Below are 16377 nucleotides of genomic sequence, written 5' to 3'. Positions count from 1 at the left end.
GCCCCTCCGGAGCATGACAATTTCGTGCCATTTCCGAGGCGCAAATCTGCGCACGACCTCGCGACCTGCTGTGACGTTCGCTGTCGAATGCCGGAAAAACAATGAATACACGGTATAAACAAAGGCTATGACGACAACCATCCTTCACAATGCTCGCCTGATCGACGGGACGGGTGCCGATCCGATCGCCGACGCTGTCGTCGTGATCGACGACGGCAAGATCACCTACGCGGGAGCAGCCGACGGCGCCCCGCAGGTCGACGAGTCGACGAAGCCCGTGAAGGTGGATGTCGGTGGCAACACCGTGACCCCCGGATTCTTCGACTGCCACGTGCACCTCTCGCTGCCCGGAACCAAGGGCTCGCCGATCATGGCCGCGATGGTGCCGCCCTCCTACCGCTTCTTCGAGCTCGTCGACCGGCTCAAGACCACTATCGAAGCCGGTGTCACCACCGTCCGTGACCTCATGGGCGTCGACGTGGGCGTCCGCGACGCCGTCGCCCACGGTCTGGTCGCCGGCCCGCGCCTGCTGGTCGCCGACAAGATGCTCAGCCAGACCGGTGGACACGCCGACTTCCACATCCCGTCGGGCCTCAGCGGAACCGGCCTGATCGGCGGCGAACTGGTCGACACCGTCGACGAGGCGCGCAAGGCGGTCCGCGAGCTGCTCCGCAGCGGCGTCGACGTCATCAAGGTCGCCTCCAGCGGCGGTGTCTCGTCGCCCAGCGACGACCCGGACTGGCTGGGCGCCCGCACCGAGATCGTCGCCGCGCTGGTCGAGGAGGCCAATAACTACGGCGGACGCAAGGTCGCCGCGCACGCGATCGGTTTCCTCGGCATCCAGGCCGCCGTCCAGGGCGGCGCGCACTCCATCGAGCACGGATATGCGCTCACCGACGAACTCCGTACGGAGATGGTCGAACGCGGCCAGTTCCTGGTCCCCACCCTGATCGAGACCCTGAAGCCGGACACCGCGACGCCGCAGGCGGTCGCCAAGTCCGAGAAGTGGCACAAGCTGGCCCACGAGTCCATCGCGGCGTCGATCGAGGCCGGTATCAAGGTCGCCGTCGGCACCGACGCCGGTCTGGTTCCCGACCACGGCGCCACCCTCGGCGAGCTCGGCTGCCTGGTCAAGTTCGGCGGCATGACCCCGATGCAGGCGATCGTCGCCGGCACCAAGACCTCCGCCGAGCTCTGCGACGTGGCCGACAAGCTGGGCACCCTCGAGGCCGGCAAGCTCGCCGACGTCGTCGTCGTCAAGGGCGATCCGCTCGCCGACATCGATTCGCTGACCGACCACGACAACATCCTGCTGGTCCTCAAGGAGGGCAAGACCGCCTCCAACCGCGGCGGATACGCACTCTGATCCAGGCGTTGCCTGACACCTCGGCAAGAGTCGGTGACCTGTTGGTCACCGGCTCTTTCCGTATCCGATAAACACCTGTTCCCCTTTGTTCGTCGGCGATCGGAATGTCCCTGCGAATGGGTTCGGCCCTTTGTTCCGGCCATTCTTGGCGAATTCGACGGGAAACGAACACCGTCGAGCGGGCTACGCTCGGAACGGTGAGCGCCGACGAACGGGTCCGGGAATGGGAGTTGCCGTGGCAGCTCGACGTCCGGGGCACGGTCGGCCATCTCCGGCGGGGTGCCGGTGACCCCACGTTCGTCTACGGCAACGACGGGTCGATCTGGCGCGCTGTGCAGACCCCCGACGGGCCGGGCACCGTCACCCTGCGCATCGACGGTTCGCGCGTGCTGGGGCGCGCCTGGGGACCCGGCGGCGACTGGTTGCTCGAGCAGTTGCCGGACTTCCTCGGCGCCTCCGACGAGCCGGCGGCGATGGCGGTGCACGACGACGTGGTCGCCGGCCTCGTCCGCCGGTCGGTGGGCCTGCGCATCGGTCGCACCGACCGGGTGTGGGAGGCGCTGGTGCCGGCGATCCTCGAGCAGAAGGTGGTCGGGGCGGAGGCCTTCCGCGCGTGGCGCTACCTGGTGCGACGCTTCGGCGAGCCTGCGCCGGGCCCGGTGCCCGGCACGATGCGTGTTCCGCCGCCGCGTGCCGCTTGGGCGGACATCCCCTCGTGGGAATGGCATCGCAGCGGCATCGAACCGGTGCGGATGCGCACGATCCGCGGGGCGACCGCGATGGACGTCGAACGTCATCACGACCGTCTCCGGCTCCTTCGGGGAGTGGGGCGGTGGACCGAGGCGGAGACACGGGCCCGGGCCGTCGGCGACACCGATGCGGTGTCGGTCGGCGACTATCACATCCCCACGCTGGTGGGCCTGACCCTCATCGGCGAACCGGTCGACGACGCGGGCATGCTCGAACTACTGGAACCCTATGCCGGGCAACGGCGCCGGATCATCAGGATGGTCGAGCTGCACGGCGTCCGGCGAGAACGGCGCGGACCGCGGATGACGGTGCGCGACTACCGGTCCTTCTGACCCGGAACGTCAGTGCGAGACAGCCGAGTGTGAAGAGGGCCAGCGCGATCGCGCCGCAGTAGAGCAGCCCGCCGGTGGGCCCCCACGGGGGCATGAAGGCGAGTTCCTGTCCGGTGCCGAAGGTTCCGTTGAGGAAGGGCATGTACTGCTGCAGCGTGTAACCGTCAGGCACCAGGCTGATCGCGTTCTCGATCACATACGTCCAACCGAGCAGTGCCACAACGGTTCCCGCCGGATGTCCGATGATCGCCGCGAGTCCGATGCCGATCCCGACGGTGAACACCGCGAAGACCGGCACCGCGATCAGGAACCGGACGCCCTCGGGCGAACCGATGTCGACGCCGCTGTACACCTTCGGGAAGAAGGTCGGCAGGACCGCCATCACCAGCGCGACCAGGGCGGCGCTGCACAACGCGGCACCCACGCCGTAGGCGATCCACCGGGACACCAGGCCGGTCCAGCGGTGCGGGTAGAGGTGGCGGGCGAGTTCCCCCAGCGGGCCGCGCTCGGCGGTCGCCTGGGCGTAGGCCGCGACGACGGCCCAGATCATCACGGTGAACGTGATGACCCAGTAGACCGAGTTGGTCGTGGTGACCGAGGTTACCTGGATACTTCCCGAGATCGACGCGAACCGTTCGGCGACGGTGGCCACACCGAGGGTGATGACGAGGGGCAGCAGGACCGCACCCGGGATCAATCCATAGAGCAGAATGCTGCGTGCACCGCCGACGCGGGTGAGTTCGGCGCGTGTGCCGCGTCCGATCTGTCCGGCGACAGCCGTGAGGGTGGCGGTCATGCGGTGACTCCTGCGGGGGTCTGCCCATCGACTGCGGCGAGATAGGCCTCCTCGAGATCGGCGTGTCCACCGACGAATTCGGCCAGCGGCGCGTCGGCGGCGATACGGCCGGAGTTCAGCACGACGACGCGGTCGGCGGTGCGGGCCACCTCGTCGAGGTGGTGCGAGGCGATGAGGAGACGCCGGCCGTCGTCGGCGAGATCTCGGAGAAGTCCTCGTAGCCAACGGATGCCGTCGATGTCGAGGCCGTTGACCGGCTCGTCGAGGACGAGGGTGCGCGCATCGCCCAGGAGGGCGGCGGCGATCCCGAGCCGCTGACGCATGCCGAGGGAGTAGTCGACGACGCGGCGGCCGGCCACGTCGGTGAGTCCGACGAGATCGAGGACCTCGGCGACCCGGCCGGTCGGGATGCCGCCGGCCCGGGCCAGCCAGGTCAGGTGGCGCCGCGCGCTGTGGCCGGGGTGTGCGGCGTCGGTGCCCAGGTGCATACCGATCACCGTGGGTGGCGCATCGAGTTCGCTGAATCGCTTGCCGTCGATCAGGATTCGGCCCGCCGCAGGACGTATGACACCGCAGATGGTCCGTAGCAGCGTCGTCTTGCCGGTGCCGTTGCGTCCGAGCAGATAGACCAGCTCACCGTCGTCGACGCGGGTGGTGATGTCGTCGAGAACGGCCTGCCCGCCCATTCGGACGGACAGGCCGCTGATGTCGAGCACGTCTACTACTAGGAGTTGCAGTAGATGTTCAGGCCGACGGTCTTGACGCCCTGGCACAGCGAACTGGCCGCGAGCTTCCAGTTGCCGTCGAGCTTCTTGAACTCGATGGTCATGCGGATCGTGGGACGTCCGGCCGAGCCGCTGTTGAGCGTGGCGGTTACGCTGTTGCCCTTCTGGACCAGCGGACCGGTCACATCGTTCCAGCCGCGGGGAGCGCGGAAGAGGCCGAGCGAGTACACCGTCTTGGGGACGATCACCGCGTTCATACCGCCCTCCACATTGGCGGCCTTGGCCTGGTCCGACGCCGGGGTCTCCACGAGGAACTCGACGATGTCGTTGAGATCGGCGAGCGTCGGGCGGTCGGTGGTGACCTTGAAGTTCGGCGGGAAGGTCTTGGCGGCCGAGGCACCGCCGGTGGCCGCGACGAGCCCGACGACGGCCACGAGCGTCGCGAGCAGCGTAATGGTCATCCTGCGGATGAGATGCATGACGAGGGTCCCTCCTGTTCGGCGATGGTCGTTCGCCAACGCCTTTGGAGAAACTTAATCCTTCAAATTAATTAAGGCAAGCCTCACCTGAGTGGAGACTCGGTGTGGGTTGCGGTGCGCCGCAACGGCGCCAGCCGCAGCACGATCTCGCAGTCGCCGCCTGCCGGGTCCGGGGCGACGGTGACGGCATACTGCGAACTGAGCGCGGGGGAGCTGGCGGCGAGTGCCTGCTCGATGACGCCGCGGGCGACACCGCGGGCGACCTCGGGGTGCGTCCGGGCGATGTCCTGCAGCGGGCACGAGCAGAGCCGCAGTTCGTGAGAGCCGAAGGCGCTCATGATGTTCGAGACCTGGAAACCCAACGTGCCGAGGATGTCCGAGGCGACGGTCACCGGATCGGGCAGATCGGCCGCCGACACCGGGTGCGCATGCTCCTCGGCCCACAGGCGGCCGGCCTCGGCGCCGGCATGTTCACGGGTGGCCTGCGTGCTGCCCAACTGACCCAGGAGATGGCCCAGCAGCGCGTCGGTGGGTGGCCGGCGGACCACTTGATAGCCGACGCGCGGACGGCCGACGCCCGGCGTCGGAACGGTCGTGGTCTCGACCCGCCCGTCCTCGATCAGCTTGGCGAGGTGGAACCGGGCCGTGGTCACGTGCAGGTCGAGGCGCGTCGAGATCTCCCCGGCGACCATCGGTTCGACCGATTCCGACAGCAGGGCCATGATCTTGTCGCGCTGCTTGGTCGCCATGGCTGGTCCTCTCGATCTCGACGCGCCCCGCGTGCATCAGCTCCCGGAGGGTTGCTCTCCTGTGGGATTCTCCAACACCACCAGTGTGACGACCGCGTCGGTCCGTGCTTCGAGCGCGTGGGGGATGTTTGCGTTCACGTGGATCGCGACGCCGCTCTCGAGGCGCGTGGTGGTCTCCCCGACGGTGAAGTCGATCTCGCCGGTCTGGCCGATGACCAGGATCGGACGGCCGGCGCAATGGTCGGGCATCGTCTGACCGGAGAGGAACGACAGGCGGATGACGTTGCCGCCGTCGTTGCGGGAGAGAACGGAGATGTCGGGACGGTCGCCCGCCTTGCCGGTGTTCTCGGCGAGGCCGGTGATCACGGTCGAGTCGCTCACTTCGCGGCCTCCGGCTTGGTGGCGATGACCTCGATGGCGGCCATGTGCGACTTGTACTTGGTGAACGTCGACCGCATGGCGAGGACGCGCTTGCGTGCGTCGCCGTCGCGGAGCACGTTGCCGACGAACTTCAGTGCCCCGACGAGTCCCTCGTCGGCGATCATGCGACGTGGCTCGAGCAGTGCCATCTTGGCGAACTTGACCGTGGTGACCTCGAAGCCGGCGTCGGTCAGCAGCTTGCGCCACTCGGCCTCGGTCAGCGGACGGGCGTTGACCTTGATCGACCGCGCCAGCGACTTGCGGATCTCGGTCTTCTCCTCGTCGGGAAGGGTGTCGGGATTGATCGCGAGCTCATGGATCGCGTACCGGCCGCCGGGACGCAGCACACGGAAGGCCTCCTCGACGATCTTGGCCTTGTTGCGGTCGGACTGCATCGTCAGCATCGCCTCGCCGACGGCGACGTCGGTGCTCGCGTCGTCGAGTCCGGTGGCCGAGGCGTCACCCGCGACGACCCGGCCGCGTTCACCGATGACGCCCTTGGTGAGGACGACGGCGTCCGGATCGTCGTCTACGCCGACATAGCTCTTCGGTGATCGCTCGAGGATCGCGGTGGCCGTCTTGCCCAGGCCGGGGGCGATCTCGAGGACGTCGGAGCCGCTGATGCGGGCGTCGTCGAGCAGGCTCTCGGTGAGCTCGAGTCCGCCCGGACGCAGTACGCGTTTGCCGAGTCGGGCGAGGAGCCAGTGGCCCGGCATGTCCTCGGTCTTGCGCTGGCCGAACGGCAGCTGATCCCCGGACGTGGTTTCGTTAGTCATACCTAACCTCCCTATTTCGAGGAGGACTTTACTGCAAATCCCCGGGAGTGCTCACGGGCCCCGGTTTGACGCCCAGGACGTACTGTCCGTGGCCGGTGATCGTCTGCTCGACGTCCACCGCGCCCGCAGCGCGCAGGCGGTCGGTGATCGTGTGTTCGTCGAAGATGCGGAAGCCGGTCAGTCCGACGACCCGCTGGACGCCGGGCAGTGATGTCACCTCGGTCGCGACGGAGGTGAAGATGACGATCTCACCGCCCGGCCGGGTGACCCGCACCAGCTCGTCGACGACGGGGAGCGGGTCGGGGATGAGGTACAGGGCGGCCAGGCAGCTGACGACGTCGAAGGTGTTGTCGTCGAACGGGATCGCGTGGGCGTCGGCGCGGAGGAAGGCGGCGCGCTCGACGGCGTTGGTGCGGGCCGCACGGGCGAGCATCGGGGCGGAGAAGTCGATCCCGATGCAGCGTCCGTCGCCGGTCAGGCCGTCGGCGATGAGCCGCGTGTAATTGCCTGGGCCACAGGCTACGTCGAGGACGAGGCGGTCACCGGGGCGCGACAGGTAGGCGCGGAGCGCGCGGTCGTAGTCCTCGGTGGCACGCCCGCCGAGACTGAACAGCCTCGTGAACGTCGGCCGCCAGAGGTTCTCGTAGATCTCGGCGAACGCGGCGTTGCGCATCAGGCGCTGGCTGATCGACTCCATCATTCATCCGTCGTCAGGTGTGGTGATCGCGCTGGATGCGCAGCGTGTGGATCGTCGTGGCCAGGCTGTCGTATTGGCCGACGAGCAAGGTGAACTCGATCAACCGGCGATCGTCGAGATGCCGTGACAGTGCGGCCCAGGCGATGTCGGAAACGTCTTTGCTCTCGACCAGTTCGTCGACCGCGCGGAGGATGGCCCGCTCGCGGTCGCCCCACCCGGCGTCGGGACCTTCGAGAATGCGCTCGAACTCGGCGTCACCGATGCCCGCACGGCGCCCCAGTCGTCGGTGATGATCGAGCTCGTACTCGCAGCCGCGTAGATGCGCGACCCGGATGATGATCATCTCGGAGTCCTTGCGCGGCAACGTTCCGAAGGGCATCAACCGGCCGCTGTAGTGCAGCCAGCCGCGGAACAGTCCCTTCGCCCGGCCGAGCGTGGAGAAGATGTGTGCGTCGTCGACGCCGATGACGCGCGCGGCCCCACGCGCGAAGGCGAAATTGAAGGGTCCGAGATCTCGGAGACCACCCGGTGAGACTCGCGGTGCGCTCATGGGGCCACGGTAGACTACAGCCACTATGACTAACAGCACACGGACGTTCACAAGTGTCGAGGAGCTCAAGGCGGCGATCGGCGAAGACCTCGGATCGGGCGAGTGGCTGGAGATCACGCAGGAGCGGATCGATGCATTCGCCGACGCCACCGGTGACCACCAGTGGATCCACACCGATCCCGAGCGTGCCAAGTCGGGTCCGTTCGGCACCACGATCGCGCACGGCTACCTCACCGTGTCGCTGCTCCCGATGCTCGCCGGCCAGATCTTCACCATCGAGGGCCCCAAGCTCTTCCTCAACTACGGCATGAACAAGCTGCGCTTCCCGAACCCGGTGAAGGTGGGTGCGCGTATCCGTTCCAACGCGGTGATCACCTCGATCGAGGAGACCCCCAAGGGCGTCAACATGGTCGTGACCAACACGGTCGAGATCGAGGGGGAGTCCAAGCCCGCATGCGTCGCGGAGAACCTGCGCGTCCTCGTCTACTGATCCACCCCTGACCGTCTCGCGGCGCTCGGCCTCAACCGGCCGGGCGCCGCGCGCATTCGTTCGGTCCCGGGCGGCCGGCCAGTCGCTTGTTCAGCCAGTCGAGCGCGACCGGGAAACCGAGGAGCGCGCCGGTCAGGTGTTCGCCGAAGATCTCCCGGTAGGCGACGGTGGCGCCGTATCCGCACTGCTGCCGGTAGAGCGCGCGTGCGCCCGCCGCGGGAATCCACCACTCGTGGGTGCCGTGGTAGATCAGCAAGGGCACCACCGATTTCCGGTCCGCCATCGCGGTGAGCCGATAGATGCGTTCGGCGACGGGCGAGTGGAACGGGTCCGGGTCGCTCGACATCAGCTGCATCGGCACGAAGGTCCCGCCGCCCAGTGCCTCGGGGATGACGCAGACGTTCTTCAGCGGCGAGGTGGCCAGCCACCGTGCAGGGCGATTGGCCAGCGCGAGGATCTCGGTGCGTTCGCGGGCGATGCCGAAGGTCGCCGCGTGGAACAGCCCGGTGGCGAGGTTCGCGTTCATGCTCCCGACCAGCATGCGGAAGTCCGCCGGAACCCCGCCGAGCGCGGCGCCGACGATCCGCCCCGACAGTTCGGGGGCGTAGTCGCCGACCAGCTTCGACGCCCCGTGCGTCGCTATCGCGCCGCCCGAGTAACCCGCCATGGCGATGCGACTGTGCTGCAACCCTTCCGGACTCACTGCCAGGCCGGCGCGGATCGCGTCGAGGACGACGTGCCCGGCCAGCACGGGTTCGGCGTAGGCCATCCGCGGCCCCTGATGGTCGGGGACGAGGACTGCATGACCGTCGTTCAGGGCGAGCTGGGTGGTCGGCGGGATCAGGTCGGTGGGGTTCGTCGCGATCGAGAAGCCGTGCGCCAGCGTGTATCCGGGGGTGCAGGCGGCGCCGAGCGAGTCGATGGGGAGGTTGTTGACCAGCAGGGGTCGGGGTCCGCGGGCGGGCCGATTCGGGATCAGTAGTGTCGCGGTGCCGAAGATCGGCGCGCCGGTCGCATCGGTGGTGGCGAACTTGATCAGGGTGGCCGACCGGAGGGGAACGGTGACGACCGGGCCCGCGGTGGCCCTGACGTCGCGGACCGCGACGACCTGTCCCGGCCGCATCGTCGACAGGTCCGCAGGCCAACGGTCGAACAGCGGGTCACCGGTGGGCGAGGGCAGTAGCGCCTCCCGCAACTCCAGTGTGCGGTGGTCGAATCCAGCTGCCCATGCCCGCGGCGGGATGTCGCGCAGGCGCGGGATCGGCGGAGGTGGCACGGCCGCGTCGACGGCCTCGGCGACCGGTGGCGGGACGGGCATCATGTTCGGCGGTTCACCGGAGGCGGAGCCCGGTGCCATCGCGCACCAGGCGGCCACGAGCCCGGTGGCGATCGGAGTGATCAGCTTCCGGCGACCGGTCCGGTGTCGTCGACCGTTCGCGGTTGTCGCCATCGGGTGCCTCCGCAGCGTGTGAAAGCCTCGTCGCCTCACGACACTAGGACAAGCGACCAGGTGTCGATGTCGGGCGCCCCGAAGGTCGTTCCTTCGAGATCGAACCGTGATCCGGATTGGCTCGGGCGATCGGATTCTCCGGCATTGATCGGGGTGTGTCCTGCCGATGTCCGCGCGGCCGTTTAGCATGACGGAATCCGGACCGGAGGAGCGAGTCGGGCTGACCACTGGGGGTGAGCTCACCCGGAATCGCCCGCATGACAGGGGTGTTGGCGATGCATTCGATGGGCAGGTGGCGCCCCCTGACGCGCGCGACGGTGATCGTCGGCGTCGCCGCGGCCGTGCTGGTGTCCGGTCTCGGGGGAGTCGGAACCGACACCGTGGCGAGCGCCGAGCCCCCGAACCTGACCGCCATCCCGCCGAACATCCCGGGCGAGATCGACGAGGTCGTACCGCCGCCCCCGATCAAGAAGCTCGAGCGCATCCCGCAGAGGTCGAAGATCGAGGGCGGTTCCCGCGAGCTGCAGGAACTGCGCGAGGCCGTCATGCCGTCGCCGGTCGGTGACCGGTTCTTCGATCACTGGCCCGCCGACCTCGCCGGACGCAAGCCCGGCGACCTGATCGCGACCCGGGACGTGACGCCGGTGGCCGGCTTCCTCGTCACGGTGCCCCTTCGTTCTGCCCGGCAGGTCAAGTTCCGCACCACCGACGCCACCGGCGGACCGCTGTTCGGCACCGCGACGCTGTTCGTCCCGCGCAAGCAGTGGAAGGGGCCGGGACCGCGACCGGTCGTCGTCAACAACACGCCGATCGTCGCACTGGGAACCACCTGCACGCCGGGCTACACGTTCTCCCACGGCTACAACGACGACACCAACAGCACCGACCTCTTCCCGCCGTTGACGCAGCTGGCACTCGACCGGGGATACGCGGTGATCGTGCCCGACCACACCGGCGCCCGGATGGCCTACGCCGAACCGTATGTGGGCGCCCATGTCGTCCTCGATTCCGTCCGGGCCGCCGCCAAACTGGACCCGAAGGAGTTCGGCCGGGGGCCGATCGTCATGAACGGGTACTCCGGTGGCGCCGTCGCAACCAACGCGGCGTCGAGACTCGCCTCGTCGTATGCACCCGATCAGGCCGAACGCATCGTCGGCGCGGCCATCGGCGGCGTGCCGGCGGACTACCGGGCCCTGGCCGGCGCGATGAACGCCAACCTGGCCTCCGGGGTCTACCACTCCGCGATGCTGGGCGTGGCCCGGGAGCGTCCCGAGATCCTGGAGATGTCCAACCATGCCGCCCGTTGGCTCGCGACGTCGCCCCTGCGCGATCTGTGCACGGGTGACATGGGCAAGCTGGGCGTGTCACACATGCCCACCCAGTTGCTCTCCGCCGACCCGGACCCGTTCCACTCGCCGGTCGCCGAACACATCTTCGACGTCACCTCGATGTCGGGGATGAAGGCGACCATGCCGCTGCTGATCTACCACGGAACCTACGAATGGTGGATTCCCGCGTCGCAGGCGCGGGCGCTGTTCGCCGAACAGTGCAAGCTCGGTGCGACCGCGATCTACCGGGAGTACCCGGCCGAGCACATCACCGCGGTGTTCACCTCGTTCGGCGACGTGGCCACCTGGCTCGACCGTCGGCTCCAGGGAATCCCTGCCCCGAACGAGTGTCGCTGAGCATCAACGATTCTCGGTGATCGCCATGTACGGCGACACCGTGGAGGAGTGCTCGTTGACGCGCAGCGTGGCGCCCAGCGCCGGGAACGCGCGCTGCGCACAGTTGGTGCGCTCGCAGACCCGGCAACCCGCACCGATCGGGGTCACATGCGCCTGCGGGCCGATCTCGAGGCCGTCGGAGTAGATCACCCGGCCGGCATGGCGGAGTTCGCATCCCATGCCGATGGCGAAGGTCTTGCCGGGTTGTCCGTAGCGCGCGGCCCGTCGTTCGACGGTCCGCGCGACCCAGAAGTAGTTGCGGCCGTCGGGCATCTCGGCGATCTGGGTGAGGATCTTTCCCGGCGAGGCGAATGTCTCGTAGACGTTCCACAGCGGACAGGTGCCGCCGCTGGAGGAGAAGTGGAAACCGGTGGCGGACTGCCGTTTCGACATGTTCCCGGCACGATCGACGCGCACGAACGACCAGGGGATGCCGCGCAGGTTGGGGCGTTGCAGAGTCGAGAGCCGGTGGCAGATCGTCTCGTAGGACACCGCGTAGAACGCGGACAGTCGCTCGATGTCGTAGCGGAAATCCTCAGCGGCGCCATGGAACTGGCTGTAGGGGAGGACGACCGCCGCCGCGAAGTAGTTCGCCAGTCCGAGCAGCGCCAGCGATCGGGCGTCCTCACTGGTGAAGTTGCCCTGGTCGACGAGTTCGTCGAGCAGGTCGTGGTATTCGAGGTAGCAGAGCTCGCTGGCGAGTTTGAAGGTCCGCTGCCCCGCGGAGAGCGCGGCGGAGAACTCGAGCCTGCGCTCCTCGGCGTTCAGACGGTGCAGGGTGTAGTCGCCGAGGTCGACGCGGCGCACGATGCTGATGCCGTGCACGTTCTCGATGCGGTTCATGATCTCGCGGCGGATGTCCGCCGAGTGCATGCGCATCCGGTTCGTCATCTCCTCGGCGGCGATGTCGAGCTCGTGGATGTAGTTGCGGCGCTGATAGAAGTAGTCGCGCACTTCTTCGTGCGGCGCGCTGATCGTGCCGCGCATGCTGCGGTCGCCGCGTTCGTCGGTGGCCGCGGCGAGCTGATCGGTCGCGATCCGGTAGCGCCGGTGGAGGTTGACCATCGCCTGCGCGATCTCGGGATGGGTCGCGACCATGGTGCTGATCTGTGAGGCGTCGTGCGCGCCCGGGCCCGCCTCGATGTCGTCGTCGAGCAGCACCTCACGCAGTTCGGCGACGAGTCGTAGGTCGTCCTGGGAGTCGAAGAACCCGGCGTCGACGCCGAACGCCTCGGTGATCTTGCGCAACACCGAGGGCGTCAGCGGCCGGGCGTCGTGCTCGATCTGGTTGAGGTACGACGCGGAGATCGACAGCGTCTGTGCGAGGGCCACCTGCGACAGCCCGCGCTCGGAGCGCAACTGGCGCAGCCGGGAGCCGACGTAGGTCCTGCTCACTCGCCACCTCCAGAACAGGTGATGCCAGATCGATGATCCTCTACAGGGTACGGTGACCGCGTGCGCTCACCCCACGGCCGACTCCGCACCCCGATCCGGGTGACGGCCGGGGCGTTCGCGCTGGTGATCGGGTTGATGGCGGCCGCCGGGTGTTCGACCGGGTCCGCCGAGGCGCCGGCCCCGCGCACCCCGGCCGACCTGCTGCTCCCGACATCCGACCTGCCCCCGGGATTCACCGCCGAGACACTGTCCATCGACGACCTGGTCGCGGGGAACCGAGCGGGCATCGACGCCGCGCGCACCACCCGCGTCTCTCCCGGGTACTGCGCCCCCACGGCCGACGCGGACCTCAACGGGGAGCTGACCGCGGACAACTCGGCGGTGCTCGCGGCTCGAGGTGGTAGCGGGGTGCTCGTCGAACTGGTCACCAGGGCGCGACGCGACATCGACGCGGACCGGCTCGTCACCACCGGGCGCTGTGCGCGCACCACCACCGAGATCACCAGCGGCAACCTCGCCGGCAGTCGTGTCGTCACCGAGTACACCGAGATCCCGCCACCCGGGGTCGACGGCGCCCTCGGGGCCGGTGAGCAGATGCTGCTGACACGGTCCGAGGTCACCACCACGCTGCCCGACGGCGGGGTCCGCCGCCAGGTCGGCTTCGCCGGATACGCCGCTCTGGACCGTCCGTCGTCCGGTCCGGTCACCGTCCAGTTGACGGTGTCGGGCGCTGCGACCCCGGCCGCCGATCCGCCTTCGGAACCGACCGAACCGGTCGACTCCGCGGCCTTCGCGGCACTCTTCGACACGGCCGTCGGTCGGGTCACCGCTCCCTGATCCGGCACCCCGGCGGACCTGAGCGGCTGTCTGTCCGGTGTGAGTGTGGTCACTATGGGCTCCGTCGTCGCCAGTCGAGGAACCCGGAATTCCGTGCGCGGCTCCGCAAAAGTCTGCTGTACTCGGCAGTAGGAAATCCCAGTACGCGCGTACTTTTTACGACGAACAGCCTCGGTCTTCACAGGAGAAGATTTGCAAACTTTGCAAAGCGTCGTCAAAAAATAGCCCGGATTTACAGTCGTCGGGGGTTGGACCTGCAGGTTTGTCCTGTGGCACTCTTGCTTCAGACACCACAGACGAAAGCCCAAGGGTTCGCAAAGTCCGGCCGACACCGATGCTGGACACGCGAGTACGACGCTCTCGGGAACGAAGTCGGATGTCTGTCAGCACTCCAGGCCTCGGCGGCGCGCCGGGCCGGTCGTCCCGATCCGACCCGGTCGAGACGAGCAGGACAACGAAAGCGAAGCAGCCAATGAGCAACGTCGGAAAGCCCCGCACCGCCGCGGAAATCCAGCAGGACTGGGACACCAACCCCCGCTGGAAGGGCATCAAGCGCGACTACACCGCCGAGCAGGTCGCTCAGCTCCAGGGTTCGGTCGTCGAGGAGCACACCCTCGCCCGCCGTGGCGCCGAGATCCTGTGGGACGGCGTGACCAAGGGTGACGGTTCCTACATCAACGCTCTGGGTGCCCTCACCGGTAACCAGGCCGTGCAGCAGGTCCGCGCCGGCCTGAAGGCCGTCTACCTGTCGGGTTGGCAGGTCGCCGGCGACGCCAACCTGTCCGGCCACACCTACCCCGACCAGTCGCTGTACCCGGCGAACTCGGTCCCGAACGTTGTTCGTCGCATCAACAACGCGCTGCTCCGCGCCGACGAGATCGCCCGCGTCGAGGGCGACGACTCGGTCGACAACTGGGTCGTCCCGATCGTCGCCGACGGTGAGGCCGGCTTCGGTGGCGCCCTCAACGTCTACGAGCTCCAGAAGGCCATGATCGCCGCGGGTGCCGCCGGTACCCACTGGGAGGATCAGCTCGCCTCGGAGAAGAAGTGCGGCCACCTCGGTGGCAAGGTGCTCATCCCGACCCAGCAGCACATCCGCACCCTGAACTCGGCCCGCCTCGCTGCCGACGTCGCCGGTGTCCCCACCGTCGTCATCGCCCGTACCGACGCCGAGGCCGCGACCCTCATCACCTCCGATGTGGACGACCGCGACAAGCAGTTTGTCACCGGTGAGCGCACCGCCGAGGGCTACTACCACGTGAAGAACGGCATCGAGCCGTGCATCGAGCGTGCGAAGTCCTACGCTCCCTACGCCGACATGATCTGGATGGAGACCGGTACCCCCGATCTCGAGCTGGCTCGCAAGTTCGCCGAGTCGGTCAAGGCCGAGTTCCCGGACCAGCTGCTGTCCTACAACTGCAGCCCGTCGTTCAACTGGAGCAAGCACCTCGACGACAGCACCATCGCCAAGTTCCAGAACGAGCTGGGCGCCATGGGCTTCACCTTCCAGTTCATCACGCTGGCCGGCTTCCACTCGCTGAACTACGGCATGTTCGACCTGGCCTACGGTTACGCCCGCGAGCAGATGACCGCTTTCGTCGACCTGCAGAACCGCGAGTTCAAGGCAGCCGACGAGCGTGGCTTCACCGCCGTCAAGCACCAGCGTGAGGTCGGCGCCGGCTACTTCGACAGCATCGCCACCACCGTCGACCCGAACACCTCGACCGCAGCCCTCAAGGGCTCGACCGAAGAGGGCCAGTTCCACTAGGAACTTTCCCGCCTCCCCGGGATTTCGGCGAACCAGTCAGGCGGTCCGCGGCTTTCGCTGCGGGCCGCCTGCTGGTCTGTGTAGGGCTTGATCAGTACCCCGGGAGTCACCCATGTTCTTGCGAGATCAGTTGCCACGTAGACGTTTCCCGGAGGATCCGACATGACAAGCGAGAAGATCTGCCGAGTCGGCGTCGTCGGAGCCGGACAGATGGGTGCCGGGATCGCCGAGGTGTGCGCCCGCGCCCAGGCGGACGTACTGGTCTACGAATCCACCCGGGATCTGCTCTCGGCGGGGCGTGCCCGCATCCTCGACTCACTCGACCGCGGGGTGTCGAGCGGCAAACTCACCGAACGCGAACGCGACCAGGCGGCCGATCGCCTCTCGTTCACCTCGGATCTCCACGACTTCGCCGACCGGCAGCTGGTCTGTGAGGCCGTCGTCGAGGACGAGGCCGTCAAGACCGCGATCTTCACCGACCTCGACAAGATCGTCGACGATCCGCACGCGGTCCTCGCGTCGAACACCTCCTCCATCGCGATCATGAAGCTGGCCGTGGCGACTCAGAACCCCGGCCGCGTGATCGGCCTCCACTTCTTCAATCCCGTACCCGTGCTCCCTCTGGTCGAGCTGGTCACCACACCGGAGACCGCTCCCGAGGTGACCGCTCGGGCGGAAGCGTTCGCGCACGACGTCCTCGGCAAGCAGGTGATCCGTTCCGCCGACCGCTCGGGTTTCGTCGTCAACGCCCTGCTCGTTCCGTACCTGCTCTCCGCGATTCGCATGGTGGAGAGCGGCTTCTCGACGGTCGAGGACATCGACAAGGCCATGATGCTCGGGTGCGCTCATCCGATGGGGCCGCTCAAGCTCGCCGACCTGGTGGGCCTCGACACCGTCAAGGCCATCGCCGAGAAGATGGTCGAGGAGTTCGACGAGCCGCTCTATGCGCCGCCCCCGCTGCTGGTGCAGATGGTCACCTCGGGGCGTCTCGGCAAGAAAGCCGGGCACGGCTTCTACGAATACGAGCGAGTTCTCGCCGGCAAGAGGTGAGCTGAACCACAGGTGTTAGCAGA

The 16377-nt window shown here is 67.8% G+C and carries 17 protein-coding genes; 7 read left to right on the top strand and 10 right to left on the bottom strand.

The window, feature by feature from the left end:
* Positions 1–127: 127 nt before the first annotated feature.
* Complete coding sequence (locus LQD00_RS05545) at positions 128–1366, top strand: metal-dependent hydrolase family protein (protein ID WP_232716025.1); 1239 nt, start codon at positions 128–130, stop codon at positions 1364–1366.
* A gap of 197 nt (positions 1367–1563) precedes the next feature.
* On the top strand, positions 1564–2448 hold the full coding sequence (locus LQD00_RS05540) for a DNA-3-methyladenine glycosylase family protein (protein ID WP_232716024.1): 885 nt from the start codon (positions 1564–1566) through the stop codon (positions 2446–2448).
* Here LQD00_RS05540 and LQD00_RS05535 read toward each other — a convergent pair.
* The 8 genes from LQD00_RS05535 to LQD00_RS05500 form a co-directional block, all read right to left on the bottom strand.
* Positions 2369–3244 carry an ABC transporter permease gene (locus LQD00_RS05535; RefSeq protein WP_232716023.1) on the bottom strand — a complete coding sequence of 292 codons (876 nt, stop codon included), beginning with the start codon at positions 3242–3244 and terminating at the stop codon, positions 2369–2371. The genes LQD00_RS05540 and LQD00_RS05535 overlap by 80 nt on opposite strands.
* Positions 3241–3960, bottom strand: a complete 720-nt coding sequence (locus tag LQD00_RS05530; protein ID WP_232716022.1) for an ABC transporter ATP-binding protein — start codon at positions 3958–3960, stop codon at positions 3241–3243. The genes LQD00_RS05535 and LQD00_RS05530 overlap by 4 nt, the downstream gene beginning before the upstream one ends.
* Before the next feature lie 8 nt (positions 3961–3968).
* A complete protein-coding gene (locus LQD00_RS05525; RefSeq protein WP_232716021.1) occupies positions 3969–4448 on the bottom strand; it encodes a hypothetical protein in 480 nt (159 codons plus the stop codon).
* A gap of 83 nt (positions 4449–4531) precedes the next feature.
* Positions 4532–5197, bottom strand: a complete 666-nt coding sequence (locus LQD00_RS05520) for an ArsR family transcriptional regulator (protein ID WP_232716020.1) — start codon at positions 5195–5197, stop codon at positions 4532–4534.
* A 36-nt stretch (positions 5198–5233) separates the two neighbouring features.
* Positions 5234–5578, bottom strand: coding sequence for a cupin domain-containing protein (locus LQD00_RS05515; protein ID WP_232716019.1), 345 nt, complete (start codon positions 5576–5578; stop codon positions 5234–5236).
* Positions 5575–6393 carry a class I SAM-dependent methyltransferase gene (locus LQD00_RS05510; protein WP_232716018.1) on the bottom strand — a complete coding sequence of 273 codons (819 nt, stop codon included), beginning with the start codon at positions 6391–6393 and terminating at the stop codon, positions 5575–5577. The genes LQD00_RS05515 and LQD00_RS05510 overlap by 4 nt, the downstream gene beginning before the upstream one ends.
* A gap of 28 nt (positions 6394–6421) precedes the next feature.
* Positions 6422–7090 (bottom strand): class I SAM-dependent methyltransferase, encoded by a 669-nt coding sequence (locus tag LQD00_RS05505; protein WP_232716017.1) that lies wholly within the window; start codon positions 7088–7090, stop codon positions 6422–6424.
* A 13-nt stretch (positions 7091–7103) separates the two neighbouring features.
* Positions 7104–7640: a carboxymuconolactone decarboxylase family protein gene (locus LQD00_RS05500; protein ID WP_232716016.1), complete on the bottom strand. Its 537-nt coding sequence runs from the start codon at positions 7638–7640 to the stop codon at positions 7104–7106.
* A gap of 25 nt (positions 7641–7665) precedes the next feature.
* Here LQD00_RS05500 and LQD00_RS05495 point away from each other — a divergent pair, with 25 nt between their 5' ends.
* Positions 7666–8130 carry a MaoC family dehydratase gene (locus LQD00_RS05495; RefSeq protein ID WP_005200306.1) on the top strand — a complete coding sequence of 155 codons (465 nt, stop codon included), beginning with the start codon at positions 7666–7668 and terminating at the stop codon, positions 8128–8130.
* 31 nt (positions 8131–8161) lie between these two features.
* Here the strand turns inward: LQD00_RS05495 and LQD00_RS05490 are convergent, their stop codons facing one another.
* Entirely contained in the window at positions 8162–9451 is a 1290-nt protein-coding gene (locus tag LQD00_RS05490) for a lipase family protein (protein WP_308195928.1), read from the bottom strand.
* Positions 9452–9855: 404 nt separating this feature from the next.
* Here LQD00_RS05490 and LQD00_RS05485 point away from each other — a divergent pair, with 404 nt between their 5' ends.
* Positions 9856–11265, top strand: coding sequence for a lipase family protein (locus LQD00_RS05485; protein ID WP_232716089.1), 1410 nt, complete (start codon positions 9856–9858; stop codon positions 11263–11265).
* 3 nt (positions 11266–11268) lie between these two features.
* On the opposite strand, the gene ramB is transcribed toward LQD00_RS05485, so the two are convergent.
* On the bottom strand, positions 11269–12699 hold the full coding sequence (ramB, locus tag LQD00_RS05480; RefSeq protein ID WP_232716015.1) for an acetate metabolism transcriptional regulator RamB: 1431 nt from the start codon (positions 12697–12699) through the stop codon (positions 11269–11271).
* A 60-nt stretch (positions 12700–12759) separates the two neighbouring features.
* On the opposite strand from ramB, the gene LQD00_RS05475 reads away from it, so the two are divergent.
* The 3 genes from LQD00_RS05475 to LQD00_RS05465 all read left to right on the top strand — a co-directional run bounded on the left by LQD00_RS05475 (position 12760) and on the right by LQD00_RS05465 (position 16354).
* Complete coding sequence (locus LQD00_RS05475) at positions 12760–13536, top strand: hypothetical protein (protein ID WP_232716014.1); 777 nt, start codon at positions 12760–12762, stop codon at positions 13534–13536.
* 472 nt (positions 13537–14008) lie between these two features.
* Positions 14009–15304 (top strand): isocitrate lyase, encoded by a 1296-nt coding sequence (gene aceA / locus LQD00_RS05470; protein WP_119031200.1) that lies wholly within the window; start codon positions 14009–14011, stop codon positions 15302–15304.
* A 162-nt stretch (positions 15305–15466) separates the two neighbouring features.
* Positions 15467–16354 (top strand): 3-hydroxybutyryl-CoA dehydrogenase, encoded by an 888-nt coding sequence (locus LQD00_RS05465; RefSeq protein ID WP_232716013.1) that lies wholly within the window; start codon positions 15467–15469, stop codon positions 16352–16354.
* The last annotated feature ends 23 nt before the right edge of the window (positions 16355–16377 follow it).

This window comes from Gordonia metallireducens, from assembly GCF_021245825.1.
In the GTDB taxonomy this organism is placed as follows: Bacteria; Actinomycetota; Actinomycetes; order Mycobacteriales; family Mycobacteriaceae; genus Gordonia; species Gordonia namibiensis.
This window is presented reverse-complemented; position numbering and strand designations above follow the sequence as displayed.

Excerpts from the sequence above, each read along its gene's own strand:
- LQD00_RS05545 (WP_232716025.1), top strand. The coding sequence starts at position 128 with ATGACGACAACCATCCTTCACAATGCTCGCCTGATCGACGGGACGGGT.
- aceA (WP_119031200.1), top strand. The coding sequence starts at position 14,009 with ATGAGCAACGTCGGAAAGCCCCGCACCGCCGCGGAAATCCAGCAGGAC.
- LQD00_RS05525 (WP_232716021.1), bottom strand. The coding sequence starts at position 4,448 with ATGCATCTCATCCGCAGGATGACCATTACGCTGCTCGCGACGCTCGTG.
- LQD00_RS05485 (WP_232716089.1), top strand. The coding sequence starts at position 9,856 with ATGCATTCGATGGGCAGGTGGCGCCCCCTGACGCGCGCGACGGTGATC.
- LQD00_RS05465 (WP_232716013.1), top strand. The coding sequence starts at position 15,467 with ATGACAAGCGAGAAGATCTGCCGAGTCGGCGTCGTCGGAGCCGGACAG.
- LQD00_RS05490 (WP_308195928.1), bottom strand. The coding sequence starts at position 9,451 with ATGATGCCCGTCCCGCCACCGGTCGCCGAGGCCGTCGACGCGGCCGTG.
- LQD00_RS05520 (WP_232716020.1), bottom strand. The coding sequence starts at position 5,197 with ATGGCGACCAAGCAGCGCGACAAGATCATGGCCCTGCTGTCGGAATCG.
- LQD00_RS05495 (WP_005200306.1), top strand. The coding sequence starts at position 7,666 with ATGACTAACAGCACACGGACGTTCACAAGTGTCGAGGAGCTCAAGGCG.
- LQD00_RS05505 (WP_232716017.1), bottom strand. The coding sequence starts at position 7,090 with ATGGAGTCGATCAGCCAGCGCCTGATGCGCAACGCCGCGTTCGCCGAG.
- LQD00_RS05500 (WP_232716016.1), bottom strand. The coding sequence starts at position 7,640 with ATGAGCGCACCGCGAGTCTCACCGGGTGGTCTCCGAGATCTCGGACCC.
- LQD00_RS05535 (WP_232716023.1), bottom strand. The coding sequence starts at position 3,244 with ATGACCGCCACCCTCACGGCTGTCGCCGGACAGATCGGACGCGGCACA.
- LQD00_RS05510 (WP_232716018.1), bottom strand. The coding sequence starts at position 6,393 with ATGACTAACGAAACCACGTCCGGGGATCAGCTGCCGTTCGGCCAGCGC.